This window comes from Paenibacillus barengoltzii NBRC 101215 (assembly GCF_004000745.1).
GTDB classification, from domain to species: Bacteria; Bacillota; Bacilli; order Paenibacillales; family Paenibacillaceae; genus Fontibacillus; species Fontibacillus barengoltzii.
This window is the reverse complement of the sequence record NZ_BILV01000062.1, coordinates 1-14710: the sequence shown is the minus strand read 5'-3', so window position 1 is coordinate 14710 and position 14710 is coordinate 1. Positions and strand designations below refer to the sequence as shown.

13 protein-coding genes and 1 pseudogene are annotated in these 14710 nt (G+C 40.3%); 10 read left to right on the top strand and 4 right to left on the bottom strand.

Annotated elements, in window-relative coordinates; genetic code table 11:
• Positions 1–8 precede the first annotated feature (8 nt).
• The 9 genes and pseudogenes from PBA01S_RS16820 (at position 9) to PBA01S_RS16780 (ending at position 11076) form a co-directional block, all read left to right on the top strand.
• The gene (locus PBA01S_RS16820) at positions 9–2096 is read left to right on the top strand and encodes a CgeB family protein (protein WP_127576381.1); all 2088 of its coding nucleotides are present in this window, start codon (positions 9–11) and stop codon (positions 2094–2096) included.
• 25 nt (positions 2097–2121) lie between these two features.
• On the top strand, positions 2122–4092 hold the full coding sequence (locus PBA01S_RS16815) for a glycosyltransferase (protein ID WP_164744179.1): 1971 nt from the start codon (positions 2122–2124) through the stop codon (positions 4090–4092).
• A gap of 21 nt (positions 4093–4113) precedes the next feature.
• Positions 4114–5721, top strand: coding sequence for a hypothetical protein (locus PBA01S_RS16810; RefSeq protein ID WP_127576379.1), 1608 nt, complete (start codon positions 4114–4116; stop codon positions 5719–5721).
• Positions 5722–5748: 27 nt separating this feature from the next.
• The gene (locus PBA01S_RS16805) at positions 5749–6525 is read left to right on the top strand and encodes an ABC transporter permease (protein ID WP_127576378.1); all 777 of its coding nucleotides are present in this window, start codon (positions 5749–5751) and stop codon (positions 6523–6525) included.
• Complete coding sequence (locus PBA01S_RS16800) at positions 6441–7277, top strand: ABC transporter ATP-binding protein (RefSeq protein ID WP_255315380.1); 837 nt, start codon at positions 6441–6443, stop codon at positions 7275–7277. Before PBA01S_RS16805 ends, PBA01S_RS16800 begins: the two co-directional genes overlap by 85 nt.
• Entirely contained in the window at positions 7210–7824 is a 615-nt protein-coding gene (locus PBA01S_RS16795; RefSeq protein ID WP_127576376.1) for a helix-turn-helix domain-containing protein, read from the top strand. Before PBA01S_RS16800 ends, PBA01S_RS16795 begins: the two co-directional genes overlap by 68 nt.
• A gap of 220 nt (positions 7825–8044) precedes the next feature.
• Positions 8045–8242 (top strand): annotated as a pseudogene (locus tag PBA01S_RS23375) (DDE-type integrase/transposase/recombinase); the annotation flags it as partial.
• A 62-nt stretch (positions 8243–8304) separates the two neighbouring features.
• Positions 8305–8487: an IS3 family transposase gene (locus PBA01S_RS23370; RefSeq protein WP_127576375.1), complete on the top strand. Its 183-nt coding sequence runs from the start codon at positions 8305–8307 to the stop codon at positions 8485–8487.
• A gap of 132 nt (positions 8488–8619) precedes the next feature.
• Positions 8620–11076, top strand: a complete 2457-nt coding sequence (locus PBA01S_RS16780) for an O-antigen ligase family protein (RefSeq protein ID WP_127576374.1) — start codon at positions 8620–8622, stop codon at positions 11074–11076.
• Between the two features lie 48 nt (positions 11077–11124).
• On the opposite strand, the gene galU is transcribed toward PBA01S_RS16780, so the two are convergent.
• Together galU and PBA01S_RS16770 are read right to left on the bottom strand one after the other, a co-directional pair.
• Positions 11125–12000, bottom strand: a complete 876-nt coding sequence (gene galU, locus PBA01S_RS16775; RefSeq protein ID WP_127576373.1) for a UTP--glucose-1-phosphate uridylyltransferase GalU — start codon at positions 11998–12000, stop codon at positions 11125–11127.
• Between the two features lie 142 nt (positions 12001–12142).
• A complete protein-coding gene (locus PBA01S_RS16770) occupies positions 12143–12340 on the bottom strand; it encodes a hypothetical protein (RefSeq protein ID WP_255315379.1) in 198 nt (65 codons plus the stop codon).
• Positions 12341–13006: 666 nt separating this feature from the next.
• Between PBA01S_RS16770 and PBA01S_RS16760 the strand changes: the two genes are divergently transcribed.
• Positions 13007–13306 (top strand): DUF6809 family protein, encoded by a 300-nt coding sequence (locus PBA01S_RS16760; protein ID WP_016314083.1) that lies wholly within the window; start codon positions 13007–13009, stop codon positions 13304–13306.
• 230 nt (positions 13307–13536) lie between these two features.
• Here PBA01S_RS16760 and PBA01S_RS23365 read toward each other — a convergent pair whose 3' ends face one another.
• Positions 13537–13620, bottom strand: coding sequence for a putative holin-like toxin (locus PBA01S_RS23365; protein ID WP_368017499.1), 84 nt, complete (start codon positions 13618–13620; stop codon positions 13537–13539).
• A gap of 176 nt (positions 13621–13796) precedes the next feature.
• Positions 13797–14710 (bottom strand): U32 family peptidase (locus tag PBA01S_RS16755; protein WP_174844497.1); only part of this gene is annotated, 914 nt, incomplete at its 5' end.

Sequence of the window (14710 nt, the reverse complement as noted above, 5' to 3'; positions counted from 1 at the left end):
CTATTGATTTGGATATTAATCAAATAATGCAGCGTCTTCGCCTATTAAATATTGAAGAACAAAAAGTCAAATCAGAACAAGATTATAAAAACGTTGTCCTTGATAATAAAAACTGGTTCCCGTCAAATCATATAATCATTGAAGAGAATAAAATTAAAAAGGTAAACGACCAAGTAACTTACATTTCATATCGTGAGTCGAATAATAGCTATTCAATCCAACCAACCAATCAGATATTGCAATTTATAAAGAGCTATAATGAAATAGAAGTTGACTTTTATGGCACAGTTGAAGGTAATTGCATTGTCGATCTTTATTTATTTACCTATAAACAACAAAGTAAATACCAAACCCATTCCATTGCTTTAAATTCAACAGTGACTCTCACAGTTGATGACATCGATAGCATTCGATTAGCTATACGAATAAGCGGGCAAGGGAAATTCGAATTATCCAAGCTTGAAATAAAACCCAACTTCCCTTATAGAACTGCTAAACAAGGATCTAAATTAAAAAAGACAGTTCATGCTAAGGATATTACTGTCGCTATGGTTGTTGATGAATTTACATTCGAAAGTCTGAAGTATGAGTGTAATGCTGTTTATCTCAGTCCTAATACATGGAGAGAAACTTTAGAAAACTGTAATCCGGATATTTTCTTCTGTGAATCTGCTTGGGCAGGCATTGATCCGGATATTAGAGAATGGAGAGGAAAAATTTACAGCAGTATTAACTTTAAGAACGAAAACCGCAAAGAACTGCTTCAAATACTTCAATATTGCAAAGATCGCGGAATAAAAACGGTGTTTTGGAATAAAGAAGATCCTTCCCATTATGAAGATAAGATCCATAATTTTGTCGATACTGCCTTGAAATTCGACTACATTTTCACCACATCAGAAGAATGTGTTGAAAGATACAAACAGGAATATAATCACAAAAATGTATTCCCACTAATGTTTGCAGTACAACCGAAACTCTTCAATCCAATTGAAACCTGCGAGAGAAAAGATGAAGTTATTTTTGCCGGTAGTTATTATCGCCAGCATCCTGCTAGATGTATTGAAATGGATAAAATTTTCGATTTAGTACTTATTAATGATATGAAATTACTAATCTATGACAGACAATATTATAATGATGATTTAAATCATAAGTTCCCTGAAAAATATAATAAATATATATTACCGCGGCTTTCTTATACAAAGTTGGATAAAGCCTATAAAGGTTCTAAATATGCTATCAATATCAATACCGAAACAGAATCAAAAACAATGTTCGCTAGAAGAGTATTTGAGCTAATGGCATCTAATACTCTTGTTATCAGCAATTACTCCAAGGGATTGGATAACAATTTTGGTGACTTACTCTGTTTATTGAATGGATCCGAACACGATCAAGAAAAGTTAACACTTTTCAGCACCAGTGATTACCGAAAGCAAAGGTTAAAAGCTCTTCGATATGTTTTGCTTAATCATACTTATGAAGATAGATTTTCTTTTATCCTAGAAACGATTGGTTACAAAATAAGTAAGTCCCCTATGATGGTAACGATTATTGTGTTTGTAAAAAGTGATGAAGAACTTGAGGAGGCATTATTTTTATTTTCTAACCAAACCTATCAAAATAAAAAAATGCTTATCGTAAACACTACTAATGACAATCTCCAGACAGCATCATGGTCAGCCAAATACGGAAATAATTATATTGATTTTTCAGATATTGATATGTTGACAAAATTTACTAATTTTGACGCATTAATTGAATCTGACTTTATCACTATAATGGATATAAACTATTATTATGGACCACAGTATCTGACAGATATGCTTCTTTCTTATAAATATTTGGATCACGATACAATCATCGCAAAAGATCCATCTCAAGCTCAGTATAGCTTTGTGAGCAGCTGCCCTTTATATACTGCAGTACTTCCAACGAAAGCCTTACATTTTTTAGACCCTCTTTCCTCAAATAAGGAAAATTTAGTTATGAAACTTCATCAAATCGGATTTAAAGTCTTTAATATAGATGAATTTAATGTTTTGTCACCTGAAAACAATAATCTCCAAAATCAATCAAAGATCACTGTTTAATAATATCAATAAAGTTGGTGTTAAATTGTTCAAGGTTAGTATTATTATTCCAGTTTATAATGCAGAAAAAAAGATTCGTCATGCTATCTCCTCTGTAATGAATCAAACGATGAGATTTGAAGATATTGAGCTTATTTTTATTGACGATAGATCAACAGATAAATCTGTTGAAGTTATTCAAAATTACATTAATTTTTATCCTAACATTAAGCTGTATCAATTGGAGCAGAACTCTGGCAGCCCGTCAAAACCCCGAAACTATGGAATTAGTATAGCAAGCTCGGATTATATTGTTTTTTTGGATAGCGATGATACACTACTTGAAAATGCTTGCAATCGTCTGTACACGGAGGCGAAGGCGGGAGGCTACGATATAGTTAGAGGTTATCTTCGTGTGGTTAACGGAAATATTTCATACTATGCCAATAAGTTAAATGAAGATGATCTTGTCTCAAAAAAGAAACTCGTTGAAGCTCTTATCTCAAAACAGAGCACTACTGTAGTAGGTATTTACAAAAAAGACTTCTTACTAAAGAATAATATAACTTTTAATGAAAATATTAGAATGGGAGAAGATACAATATTCCTAAGTAAATGTTATTCAAAAACGTATAATATTAGTTATATTGATGAGTGCATTTATAATTACATCAAGGGAAATGATATAAATAATCTCTCCTCTACTCAATCTTATGGATCTCGAGAATTAAATGACCATTTGTATGTATGGAGAGAAGCTCAGAAGAATATGAAGCTCATTGGGTTAGATTACTATAAATTAAGACTGCCAGTTGGCTTCCGATCAGCGTTACAAAGTATGCTTTACTTCTCCAACGGCAAAATTCCAAAAGACGACTTTATGAAATTACATGAGTTTCTTACGGAAAACTCACAAGTACTCACTAATATGAGCTTAGCTCCTAGACTACTAGAAATTGTGGATGCTATTATCAAGAAAGATTTTGAATTATTTGTAAAATGCACAAAAAAACGTATTGTAATTAATGGCTATGACTTAAAATTCATTAAACCATTAATTCCGTGGTTGGAAAAGTATTACTTAGTTGAAATTGATGAATGGCAAGGCCATAATATTCATGATGAAAAACGGAGCTTACAGCTCTTAGAGTGGGCGGATATCATATTTTGTGAGTGGTTGTTGGGAAATGCTGTTTGGTACACAAACAAAAAAAGAAATGACCAACTATTATTTATAAGAATGCATAGGTTCGAGTTGTATCAAAACTATGGAAAAAATATTGATGTTGAAAAGGTTGATGCTTTTATTACAGTTGGGATGTACTACTATGAGCAATTTACTAAAAAGTTTCAATTTCCTCGTGAGAAAATGCATTTGATACCTAACTATGTCGATGTTGAGAAATTTAATAAAGAAAAGTCCAAATCAATTGACATTAAGTATAATCTTGCTGTTATAGGGGGACTCCCTGCTCGAAAAAGAATCGACTTGGCTGTTGATATACTCTCAAAACTTCTAGAAAAAGACAGCAGATACAAACTTCATATTATTGGTTCGAAACCTGAAGAAGTTGATTGGTTGTGGAGAACAGAGAATGAAAGAAAATATTATGAGAATATTTATGAAAGAATTAGTAAGGATAATAAATTAAAAGATGCTGTTATTTTTTGCGGTTGGCAAGACAGCTCGGAATATCTTAAATCAATTGGGTATGTATTATCAGTGAGTGATGCAGAAAAACCTGAAAGTTTTCATTTAGCACCTGCTGAAGGGATGGCTTCTGGTTCTATTGGTTTGTTACTGAATTGGCCTGGTGTTGAGTACATCTATCCAAAAGAATTTATAGTTAATGACATTATAGAAATGGCTAATAAAATTCAATATATAAATGAAAACGGTTTGTTTGAGGAGATTAGTAAACAAGGAAGAGAATTTGTATCAAATTATTATAATATCGAAAAAGTAGCTCAATATTTTACTAACCTGATTGAAAGTACCTTTTTGAAGAAAAATTAAATTGAGAGGTGCTTGATATAAATGAATACCATATTTTGGGCTCCCATTATAGAAAAATATAAAACTCAATCTGGTAAACTTAATAACGCTATTAATTATTATCTTGAGTTTTCTGAAACATTGACCGGGGGGCATACTGAAAAGGCTATACTTTCAACAACTGACAAAATATCATTATACAGTGATTCTTCAAATAGAGTTAAATTTAGAATTACGCAGCGAACAATCGATAACGATGACGCCTTCATTTTTTTAAACATAAAAAATCATACAGAAAAAGAGCATACCTTAAAATTTTCATTGGTATTTCTACAAGTTGATAATTTTAATGCTAGAGAACTAAGTTCCTTTTATCGTCCTCCAAGCTTCAGTAATCGCTATGGAGAGAATAAGTTATCAACTCCTAGTTCATATATCTCAACAAACAAGGGTTCAACTGTTTTATCAAAGGCGATATTTTACCATGATAATATTATGAACTACGAAGATTTAACTCAAAGTATAACTAAGAAGTTGATAAATGAAACAGATCCAATAAAATACTCCCTGCGGAATGGAGCATTGCATGTCAATATTGAAATCAAAATACCTACTGGGAATAACATGGATTTTTTTCTATTAATAAGTGAGCAATCGTTATTCTCTTCAGAGGACAGCTTTCATTCTTTCTTTTCTGATTTAGGGACATCTATCGAAAATAATGACGTTCGATATAATATGTGGATTACAGCTGAGGGAACTTATACTAAACTTCCCTATTCTATTGAACCGTTTAGCCCTGATGGATATGGTATTAACCTCCATCATATGTCAAAAAAAGAGTTAATGCGTCATTACAAAGATAAGGAAGATCGTTTTTTTTATGATTTAATGTACAACGCTATAATACAATTTTTCGGGTATAGACCATCCCATAGAGGATTATTTTTGACTAATTATACGTCAACTTGGCTGAAAAAAGACTACAATATTAGGGCTCCGTACATCGATACTCGATTAAATGAGACCCTATCACTCGCCATCCAAGACTACTTAAAATTTATTGATTTTCCGGACCTCAAGAATTTTCATTTGAATTACGCTGATTTTCTAGTTGTATATTCCAACTCAGGACAGTTGCTATTTGTAGCAGAGGATGCTTACTTTTTCCCTGATTATTTTGCATTAAATAATGATGCTAAAATCACTCATTCAAGTCTTAATCATCAGTTAGGTATACTCAATTACTTGTTAGATAAGGCGAAATTTACCATTAACGAAAAGTATTTAATAGTGGCCAAATCACTAATAAAAGCTATTGAAAGAACCTGTGAGTCTTGGATTAAAGAGAACAATGATCTTTATTATAAAATATACCTTGATGAATCTAATAACCTAGCTTATTCGGAAACAGATTACGTTTATGTCACACTTATTGATTTATTTATACTACAAAGTAACATATTGGAATTTTTCGGAAGAAAAAACAAGTCCATTAATAAACTAATCCTTAGCAAAATGAAGTATTTGGACAGTCAGTGCTATGGGTTAAATGATGAGAATGCAAAACTACCACCAAACGAAGATATTTCATCTAGGAAAATGGCACAGAAACTCGCATTAAAGCTGGGGTATATTAATAAAGACTAGTGTTCTTGCTCTAAGAGGAGAATTTAAATGCTAACATATTTAAGGAATTTTAGTAAATTTAAAGATTTATTCTTTGAATTGATAAAGAATGATATCCAATTAAAATATAGAAACTCAATTTTAGGTGTTTTATGGAGTATTCTCAATCCATTGTTATTTATGATGGTATTAACATTAATTTTTTCTGAGTTATTTTCTACTTCTATCGAGTATTTTGCAATTTACGTCTTATCTGGCAGACTAATATATTCATGCTTTTCGGAGACAACAAACTTAGCAATGCAATCTGTAGTTAATAATTCTTCGCTTTTAAAGAAAATATATGTGCCGAAATACTTTTTTCCTTTATCGAGGGTATGTTCTTCGTTTATTAATTCATTGTTAGCAATGATTTCAATCATTCCGGTTATGATGCTTAGCGGGCCTAAATTTTCATGGACAAATTTGGGTGTAATCTTCCCATTGTTTTATTTGCTATTATTCTCTATAGGCATTGGTTTGATCTTATCAACTATTTTTGTTTTTTTTAGAGATTTGCAACATATTTATTCGCTTGTTCTAGTAATTGTTATGTATACATCAGCCATCTTTTATCCAGCAAATATAATCCCGGAAAGATTTTTACCCATAATCAAGATGAATCCTATATTTTCTATTGTGGAAATGTTTCGTAATTACTTGATTTACAATGTGACTCCTTCTCTTGGCAGTCATCTGTTTTGTTTGATTTATGGAGTAATAACAATATTATTGGGACTCATCATTTTTTACAAAAAACAGGACAAGTTCATTTTTTATCTGTAAGTCAAACTGGAGTTGAAATTATGAAGGATGTAGCCGTAAAGGTAGATCATGTCTCCATGAAATATAAGCTAATGAGCGGGAAAGTCAACTCGTTAAAACAGGTTTTCATTAATGCCATGACCCGTAAAATTACGTACGAAGAATTCTCCGCTTTGGATGATGTCAGTTTTGAGATTCAAAAAGGCGAGGTTTTCGGGATCGTTGGATTAAACGGGGCTGGGAAAAGCACCTTGCTGAAAATTGTAGCAGGCATTCTGAAGCCCACTTCAGGAACTGTGGAAAGATATGGATCCTTGGTTCCATTAATTGAACTAGGCGGGGGATTTAATGCCGAACTTACCGGTACTGAAAATATTTATCTAAATGGCATGCTTCTAGGGTATTCCAAGAAATTCATAAAAGAAAAGATGGATGAAATTATCGAGTTTTCTGAACTCGGCAAATTTATAGATACGCCTATTAAAAATTACTCATCCGGCATGAGAGCACGTTTAGGTTTTTCTATAGCTACTCTAGTAAAGCCCGATATTCTTATCGTCGATGAAGTTTTGGCAGTAGGTGACCATAAATTCAAGGAAAAATCGGAAACGAAGATGAAATCCTTAATGGGATCAGGTACGACTGTCCTATTTGTATCCCATTCCATCGAGCAAATGAAGAGCATGTGTGATAGGGTGCTTTGGCTTGAAAAAGGTACTGTCAAAGAAATCGGCCCTTCCAAGGAAGTATGTGAAAGATACCAAGCTAATTAATACAAGGCTACCCCTGTACGGATACGAAGGATTGGAGATTCGTACTCACAATCGTTGTTACTCCAAAGAGCTTAAGCATCAAGCTGTTTTGGATTATCTGGAGGGAGGATTGTCGCAATACCAAATCATCGATAAATACAAGATCGCGAGTCGAACTCAACTTGCCAATTGGATTATGAAGTATAATGGTCATAGCAACTTAAGAGCTTATTCGGGGGGAAGAGCTATGACCAAGGGACGTTCTACAACATGGCAAGAGAGAATCGACATTGTTCAGTACTGCCTTGCCAATGGACAAGACTACGCAAAGACAGCAGCTCAGTTTAAGGTTTCTTACCAGCAGGTGTACGGATGGGTAAAGAAGTTTGAAGTCGGGGGCCGAGGCGCTTTACGGGATGGCAGAGGACGTACCAAGGCGCCTGAGGAGCTAACCGAAGCAGATCAGCAGAAGCTCGCGATGAAGAAACTGGAATATGAAATTGAACGGCTACGAGCGGAGAATGCCTTCTTAAAAAAGTTACAGGAGCTCGAAAGGAGGCGTCCTTAAGTCAGTATCGGCAAGAAAACGTTTACCTTGCTATTCAAGCTGTCCACCAGGAGGAATCGCTCAGCATAAAGCTTTTGTGCGCAGTTGCTAGGATTCCTAGAGCGAGCTATTACAAGTGGCTTAAACGTACTCCTAGTTTGAGAGAGACGGAGAACCAGAGAACCTCCTTAACCGTAAGTTCCAAGCCGAAGCGCCGAATGAGAAATAGGTAACGGATGTCACTGAATTTAAGTATGGTAATGGCCAGAAGGCTTATTTAAGTGCCATACTAGACCTCCATGATAAGTCGATTGTCTCCTATGTATTGGGACACTCCAACAACAATTCTCTTGTCTTTGAGACGTTGGAATTGGCTTTGCAGGCAGCTCCCGATAGTACCCCTTTGATACATAGTGACCGAGGATACCAGTATACATAGCTGCGTTTCAAGGAACTGTTGGATGAAGCTAAGATGACGCAGAGTATGTCCCGTACGGTCCGATGGAATCATTCTGGGGGACGCTGAAGTGTGAGAAGTATTATTTACATACCTACCGTACCTTTGAGGAGCTCAGGAAGGATATTGAGGACTACATACACTTCTACAATTACGAACGATTACAAGTAAAACTCAACGGCCTCAGTCCAATGGAATTTAGGACCAAGGCAGGCCGCTTAGTATAATTTTTATTTATGTACTGTCTACTTGACGGGGTGCAGTTCAGTACGTGGTGGTAGCCTTCTCTCTTTAGCTAGTTTCTATTAACTGTTCTATGCTAAAATAACAAGGTATCTATTCGCAAAGGAGATAAACACGTGTCGAAACCAGTATACGGTAAAATGGCCGCAGCGTCGAGAAATCGGGAGAAGTTACCTGCGGCGCTGTTGGTGTTGATGATTGGGTTGATTTTGTTCCTGGTTTGGGCGCCGTTCCAAGCAGGGCTGTTTAACGGGCTTGTCCTAGACTTCGAGAGACCCATCTATTGGGCGGTGCTTGCGGGAAGCCTACTAATGCTAGGCTGGGTTGCCACCTATTTCAAAAGCCTCAAGCTAGAAGACCAGCGGGATTGGACGGTTTTGTTCGTTCTGCTTATTCCCATAACTTACATTATCGCACTGATTTCAGCAGCAAGCCAGTACTTTGCTTCCAATATGGTGCTGATTCAGTCGCTTTATGCCTTTATGTTTGTCATTTCATTGTATTTGCTGCAAAACCGCAAGTCGAACCTTGTCATGGAGACGACGGTAATTACCGTTGGATATATCATTGTGCTTTTCGGCCTGTTCAACTGGTTGGGACAAGGGAAAACGGTGTCCGCCATCGTTGGCTGGTTTACAGGTACGGTTGTTAACGGACAATACACCCAAGCGATTTGGGTGGATGCGAACGGTCCGCGACTTGCTTCAGTGTTCCAGTATCCAAATACGTATGCGGCATTTTTGATGGCGTTTTTCTTTGTAGCGGTCTTCGCCATTACACGATCAAAAAAATGGTATAGCCAAGCTATCCATGCATTCATGCTTGTCCCGATGGCCCTCTCGATTCTATTAACATTATCCCGTGGCGGCTTGGTGTTCTTACCGATCGTTTTTATCATCTTATTGTTGTTCCTGAAGCCGGCCAAACAAATCCTCTGGATCATCTACTGCTTGATCGCCGGAATCGGTACGCTGGTCATTGCTAAGCCTGTCACAGAGCTGGGCCAGCAATTCCATCTGGGACAGATCAGTGATCCAGCCAAGGGCTGGTTCTACGTCCTGGCAGCTTCCATCGTGCTGGCTGTCATCGCTTGCCTGATTCAACGCTTTGTTGCTCCTCGATTGGAGAACGGAACTCGTAAATGGGCAGGCAAGAAACTTGCCAGCTTGTGGCTGCCTCTCGTTTCGGTACTTGCGGTTGCTGTCTTAGCTGCGTTATTCCTCGGGACGAACCTGAAGCATATCTTGCCGGGGAACATCGGGGAACGTCTGGAGAACCTTAACCTGCAGCAGCACAGCTTCCTGGAACGGATGACTTTCTATAAGGATGCAGCGAAGGTGGTCAAAGACTATCCGATTATTGGGGCCGGCGGCGGTGCCTGGGCGTCGATCTATGAAAAATACCAGAACAACCCATACACCAGCCGTCAAGCACACAGCTTTGTGATGCAGTACTTGGTTGAGGTAGGCCTCTTAGGCTTCCTTGTGTTGATCGCATTTTTGGCTTTTATTTTCTATAAATATATTCGTGGATATATCCAAGCAGATGAACAGAAGCAGGAGTCCTATTTCGTCTACTTCATCATTGTCCTTTCGATCCTGATGCACAGCTTGATGGACTTTAACATGAGCTATGTGTTCCTGGGCATCTTAGTATTCCTGGGGCTTGCAGGGATGGCAGCAGCGATGGACAGCCGACCGGTCGAAAAATTCACCGTTAAACCGGGAATGATGCGCGGGTTGTACAGTACGATCATGGTGGTCGCTTCCCTGATCTTGATCTTTGTATCGATCCGGAATATTCAAGCCGTCGGTGCTGCGGCCAAAGGCAAAGAATTGATCGCGACCAGCACAGATTTCCAGGAGATCAAGGCTCCTTTGGATAAAGCGCTCAAGAAACGCAGCGGCCAACCCGATGCGGTACTGTACTTAAGCTCTCTGTTGCAAGCCGGGTTTGATCAAACGAAAGACGAAGCATTCTACAATCAGGAACAAACTCTCCTCACGAATGCGCTGAAAAAAGAGCCTTTCAACAAGGATATGTACAAACAACTGATTAAGCTGTACCAGTCCAAAGGCGAATACGACAAGGCTTATGAGGTTTACCGCGATAATGCAGATCGTTATGCTTATGATATGAGCTGGTACGAAACCCTGATCGTCCAATCCTATGAGCTTGGATATCAAAAGCTTGGCGAACAGGATGTCGCTCAGAAAGAGCAATATTTCCAAACCGGATTAGCCGCCTATCAGCATGTTGTCGATGGTGTAGAGCATCTGAAGACGTTGCCTAAGGGGCAAATGCAGGGGAATCCGTTTGAGATTACGCAGCCGATGGTCCTAAATGCTGGTAAAATGCAATTTATGATGAATGAACCGGCCAAGGCAGCTGAAATCTTCAAAGTTGGAATTAAGGATGATTTGTCCGATAGTACAAACCGCGAAATTGCCCGTTGGTACCTAGCTGCTTTGCAGAAGACAGGAGCTACCGACCAAGCGGTGTACGACCGATTGCTGAAGGTTGATCCATCCGAAAAGGCATCGATTGAGCAGTTAGCTAACTTAACATTTTAATGCAGTAGACGAAAAACCGGTCCCTCCTTAAGGAGAGGCCGGCTTTATTTAGTTTAAGCTATCCAAGATAATCTCTGACATATATTTAATTAACTCATCGCGAAGCTCCGGATTTTCGAGGGCGTAGTGGATGGAAGTTTTGATGAAACCAAGTTTCTCACCAACATCGTGGCGGGTGCCCTCAAAGTGATAGGCCAGTACCTGTTCGGTTTCTCTGAGCCGTGAAATAGCGTCGGTTAATTGAATTTCTCCATTGACGCCTACCCTTTGTTCTTCAAGGATACTAAAAATTGCTGGTGTTAAAATGTATCTTCCCATAATTGCCAGATTAGAGGGGGCAGTTTTGGTTTTTGGCTTCTCGACTAGTTGATTCGCAAGATATACTCTGTCTTTTATCCTTGTAGGATCTACAATCCCATAACGTGAAACTTCTTCCCAATCGACAGGCTGGACTCCTACAATGGACGCTTTATGTTCATTGAATACATCAATCATCTGTTTCAGACAAGGAACTTCCGACTCCACAATATCATCGCCGAGCAAGACCGCAAACGGCTCGTCACCAACAAATTTCCGTGCACACCAGATGGCATGACCCAGACCTTTCGGTTCTTTCTGACGAATGTAATGAATATCGGCCATCTCCGATGATTTGCGGACTTCTTCAAGTAATTGGTACTTGCCCTTCTCATTCAGGTTATACTCTAGTTCAAATGAAGCATCAAAGTGGTCCTCAATTGCCCGTTTCCCTTTACCAGTTACAATAATAATGTCCTCAATCCCCGAAGCCACGGCTTCCTCTACAATATATTGAATCGTCGGTTTGTCGACGATGGGCAGCATTTCTTTGGGCATGGCTTTCGTAGCAGGTAAGAAGCGCGTTCCCAGCCCAGCTGCGGGAATGATGGCTTTGCGGATTTTCATGAAATAGTGACTCCCTTGTTCTTAATGATCTATCTAACTCCATTATATCATACTCCAAGGTGGAGGTTTGCAAAAAGGACCCAGGGTTTCCCCCGAGTCCAACTTAAGTTTTAAATAAGATTTTTGCAGTTTTTGAATGGGATTATTGAACCCAAAATTTCCACCATGTGAAGCGCTGAGGAAGCTGTTCCTCGTTGCGAATCCGATTTCCCGGTTCCGGTGTGTGCAGGAAACGTTCGGTGCCGAACTCGATTTTGCGGTATTCGTGTTCGCCGTCGAGTTCCAATTGTCCGTGTACACGAGTCACAACCGACTGCATCTCGAGGAAACCTTCAAACATCACTTTCACCCTCCTATAGGTTTGTGAAAACTAAGGTACTAGCGAGATTTCGTTAGGATTCAACGGATAACGCCTTGCTTTTCAACCCGATTCCAATACCACGAAAACCCGCTCTATAACTAATTTGTTTACGCTTTCATTATAGCGTATCGACAAGTTTTTTATAAGCGATAAAGATTGGCTATCGTCTCTTTGAACAGCGAGTTCACAAACCTTCCACAAGTTGTATTTGATAGGAAAACAGGTGTCTTTGCAGGGTGTTTTTCTTCAATATTCTGGAATTTTCTGTTTGACTTTTAGGGGTGCAAAAAGTAGTATTAATTTGTGGAGTACGGAAAGTGAGGTGAGCATTCTGAGTCCACGAACAGGACGGCCAAAGAAGGACAATCCCAAGAATGTCAGTATCAAGGTGCGCTTTGAGGAAGACATGAACAACGCTTTGATTGCATATTGCGACAAGCATAATGTCACTAAAGCAGAAGCAATTCGGCGGGGATTGAAACTGCTTTTGTCCGAACAAAAGTAAAAGGAAGCGGCGCCCATCCCACAAAGAACGACGCCACTTCCCCCCAGAGGCAACCCTCCAAAGGAAGGCCGCATAAATATGCTACCATGTGCTGCCCTCCCTTTCAAGGCGCTGCCTCTCTATCAATAAGGAGGATGCGTATGAGTAGTCTGATTGAAGAGCTTTATACCGGGCATATTTTGCCGGACGAAATGATTGTCTCCCGAGATCCGAAGTATCGTCCTCTATGCCGGCAAATCTCGGAGCTTACGGAATCATGGCGTAAGAAGCTGACCGAAGAAGAATTTAGCGAACTGGAATACCTGATGGATCTGCAGGCACAAGCTAACGACATGCATTCGATGGCAGTGTTTAAATACGGTTTCAGGCTTGGCGCCTCCCTCCTCACGGAAGTACTCACCGGTACAGATGAGCTTGTCCGGCATCCTTCCACCCCTTAAATCTCGCAAACCTTGGAAGATAGGAGCGAATCGGATGAGTACGAGTAATGTTGGGCTCCTCTGCAAAAAAGTTCGCAAACGTGTATATTTTGTATCGATTGTGATACAATGAAAGTAATTATTTAGGAGCCGTGCTTACAGGGCACGGCTCCGGGCAATAGCCGCTTTTAAGGGCGGCAGGCTGTGTAGGATCTCAGTACAAATAGACCGATTCCTTTGCCGAGGGCGGTCTATTTGTGTTTATGGAAGGAAAGTATCAGGACCATTAATGTCGCGAATGAGATCATTAGCGTTAATGCTTGATAAACTTCCATTTGGCATCCCTCCCTTCCTAGAGAATGAGAGGTAGCCGACCGCCCTTGCAAGCCTATTCTATTGCTTATCTAATATTATACCATACTTGTTAAGTAATGGTATTTTCTCGTGTTACAGCAAAAAGGGAGCCCCCCACGGTATAACTACCGCGAACTACGGGGACTCCCTTCGTTTTTTATTTTACTAACTGTCCGCGCGTGACGCCGAGTTGGTTGGTCGCTTTGAGGGTTTTCCATACCTGGGTGCCGCTGATTTCTCCGCGTAACGCTTTGTTGTAGAGGTCGATGACCTCATGCACCTGCTCCGGCGTTTCTTCGAGGAACTCAACACGGTATTTGGACACGCCCAGCTCGAGAAAATGATTCAGATACTCCGCGCCCGACTGTTCGATGGCGTTGTACACCGTGTTGCGGCAGCCTTCGTCCACGCGGACGGGGTGAGACATGCCGATGCGGTCCTGCAAAGAAGCGCGGTGTTTTTCGCACGGGCGACCGCAGTTGGTGTAGTCCGTCCCTTCACTGAGGAAGGTGCAATACACGCAGTGTTCGGTATGGAACATCGGCAGATGCTGATGGATCACGATCTCCATGTCGGCCGTCGGGCTGACCCGGAGCAGATCGACCATCTGCTGGATGTTCAAGTCGTAGGACGGCGTGACCACGTCGCAGCCGACCTCCAGGAACAGCTCGGCCGTCAGGTGGTTGGCGATGTTCAGCGAGAAATCGCCGATCAACCGCGGATGCACGGCCGACGGGTTCTCTTGCCGATGGCGCAGGTAGTAATACAGCGCCCCGGTGTTACGCACCAGCACCGCGTCGGGTTGGAGACGCAGGATGTTGTTGTGGTAGCCGTTTTCGCCCGGCATGTGGATGCGCGGCGTCGCCAGCGCAATCTGAGCGCCGGCTGCGCGAACGGCTTCAACGGCTGCCGGGAATTGCTTGATAAACTCGAAGTCGGCGTAGATGAACGATACGCCGGCTTCCAGCGCAGCCTGCACCTGCGGCAGGCTGCGGCACAGCGCGGCGAGCTGCGCTTCGCCGTGCTTCACCGGCGCCGCGGGCCCGCGGCCCTGCGCCTGCTGCGGTTGCC